The organism is Microbacterium sp. HMWF026 (assembly GCF_003061325.1).
Classification (GTDB): domain Bacteria; phylum Actinomycetota; class Actinomycetes; order Actinomycetales; family Microbacteriaceae; genus Microbacterium; species Microbacterium testaceum_E.
This window is the reverse complement of record NZ_QAJB01000374.1, coordinates 1-2217: the sequence shown is the minus strand read 5'-3', so window position 1 is coordinate 2217 and position 2217 is coordinate 1. Positions and strand designations below refer to the sequence as shown.

1 protein-coding gene is annotated in these 2217 nt (G+C 69.5%); it reads right to left on the bottom strand.

The window, feature by feature from the left end; genetic code table 11:
* A partial coding sequence (locus tag DBR36_RS13940; RefSeq protein WP_181373611.1) for a glycoside hydrolase occupies positions 1 to 2217 on the bottom strand: 2217 nt, incomplete at both ends.

The window sequence follows — 2217 nt, the reverse complement described above, 5'->3', positions numbered from 1 at the left end:
GAAGGGCGCTCCGAAAAGGTCGGTGCCGGTGCCGCGTACCTGGACCGTGCCGGGGCGCGAGAAGTCCACGCCCTCGAGCTGCCACGTCACCGCGGCGCTGCGCAGCGTCGAACCGGCGTAGCGCAGGGCGACCGTCTCGGGCATCGTCGGCGTGACGCCGACAGCGGTGGCGACCGAGACCGGCTCGGCGCCGACGACGGCCGTTCCGGCGATGCGCCACTGCTGGTTGCCGCCGCCGTTGGACGTCCACAGACCGACCGCCGCCCCGGGCGTGGAGCTGCCGCCGTTGACGTCGAGCACGCGTTCGGCCGCGACGTTAAGGACCGAGTAGTACGTGCCGTCGACGGTGGATGCCATCCACTGCAGGGAGGGGTCGGCCGCCGCCGCGGTCGGGTCGGCGTCGACGAGCGCGGTGCCGCCGCCCCGTGAGGCCAGGAACTTCCCCGTGCCGTTCTGCAGCGTGAAGCGGTGCCGGTTGGTGCCCTCACCGTCGATCGTGCGCACGGTCCAGGACTGCGCGCGCGCAGCCTCGGCCGTCGTGGCCGGGGCCCGGACGGCCAGGGTCGACGACGCGTCGAGGGCGAGGCCGCTCTGCAGTCCCGTCAGCTGAACGGTCTGCCCGTCGCGGAAGGCGGCGGCGTCGGCGGAGACACCCGAGACCCCGTCGATCTGGAAGGTCACGACCGACTTCGCGGGGATGGTGAGGGTGGCGGTGCGGGATGCCGTGTCCACGGCGACCGGTTCTCCGCGCACGAGCGCGTTCGAGGACGGCGCATCGACGGTCGACTGGGTCGTCACGATCGGGGTGACCGTCGCCCCGGGAGCGATCGCCCCGAAGTCGCGCAGGTCGATCTCGACGGTGCGGTCCGCGTCCTCGGCGTTGACGTGGACGATGGTCGCGCCCGTGCCGTCGGCGTCGAGCGCCGCGGTGGACTGCGCGTCGTCGGTCGCCATCAGGTGCGCCCCGGGCGTGATGAAGTGGGTGAAGTTGCGCACGGTGTTGAACTTCTCGTTGGTCAGCACCTTGCACGAGGGGTCGGCCTCGCCGTCCGCGATACGTCGCTCGGACTTGCCCTCGGCGTTGCAGTCGAAGTCGATGAAGACGCTGCCCCAGTTCAGCTTCTCGACCTTCTCCATGTTGTAGAGGTCTTCGACGGGCTGCCAGAACACCCACGCGTCCGGCTCGAGCTCGCGCAGGTCGCCCACGATGTGCTGCGCCATGCCGATGCCGTTGTCGATGTCGTTCGTGACGAAGCCCTTGTCCTGCGCGGTCCAGTTGCCCTCGACCTCGCTCATCCAGAGCGGCTTGTCCGCGGCCTTGGCGATGTCGCGGACCACTGGACGCCCGTCGGTGCCGTAGGTGTGGACGTTCAGCTGGTCCACGAGCGCCTTGGACTGCGCCGACCACGCGTTCCAGTTGGTGGCGAAGATGCCGGGGTTGGTCTCGTCCATCGCCGAGATGACGGCGTCGGTCGTAGTGCTCGGCTGCGCCAGACGCGCCGCGAGCGCTTTGACCATGGCATCCTGCGCCTGCGGTCCGATGTGAGCGCCCTCTTGACGTCCACCGGTCGGCCAGGTCGCCCCGTCGGGGATCTGCGTCGACCAGTAGTTGGTGTTGGGCTCGTTGAACGGATCGATCGTGTCGAAGGTGATGCCGTGCTTCTTCTCGAGCTCGTCGACGACGGTGACGAGGTAGCCGGCGAACTTGTCCATGTCGGCCGGGGCGAGCTGCTCGCTGGTGGCGTTGTTGATGCCTCCCGAGGCGTAGCCGCTCTGCGTGAGGAAGTACGGCGGCGAGTTGCTGAACGCCTCCCAGTGGGTGACCTTGTCCTTCAGCGCGTCGAGCCACCAGCGCTGACCGGCATCGGCGTCGAAGTCGTACGAGGCGGGGTCGTCCGGATTCCACGCCGCCTTGTAGCGGTCGCGATCGGCGTAGGTCGAGGTGATCGGCCCCTTCGCGTCGCTCGCGGCGAGGTCGGGGTTCCAGAATCCCGGCACCGCTCCACCCGGGCGCAGGTACGAGGGCACGTCGGTGGCATTGCCGCCGCCGATGTTGTACCGGGCGATGTTCAGGTTGAGCCCGTCATCGCCGAAGACGGCGTCGTAGAGCTTCTGCCGGACGTCGGCGGGATAGCCGCCGGTCGCGTTGGCGAACCAGACGAGGCTCGTGCCCCACCCCTCGAAGGGCTTCTCGGACGCGGTGGCGGGGTTGGGGGT